Annotated in this window: 1 rRNA gene; it reads left to right on the forward strand. The window is 54.0% G+C overall.

Annotated elements, in window-relative coordinates:
* A 23S ribosomal RNA gene (locus tag LCF57_RS04565) occupies nucleotides 1-211 on the forward strand; the annotation flags it as partial.

The raw sequence follows: 211 nt of genomic DNA on the forward strand, positions 1-211 counted from the left end.
ACAATAGTGATTCCGTCAGTAGCGGCGAGCGAACGCGGATTAGCCCAAACCAAGGAGCTTGCTCCTTGGGGTTGTGGGACGTCTCACATGGAGTTACAAAGGAACTGGTTAGATGAAGAGGTCTGGAAAGGCCCGCCAGAGAAGGTAAAAGCCCTGTAGTTCAAAACCTGTTCCCTCCGAGACGGATCCCGAGTAGTGCGGGGCACGTGAA

It is taken from the genome of Paenibacillus sp. BJ-4 (assembly GCF_020404765.1).
Lineage (GTDB): Bacteria > Bacillota > Bacilli > Paenibacillales > Paenibacillaceae > Paenibacillus.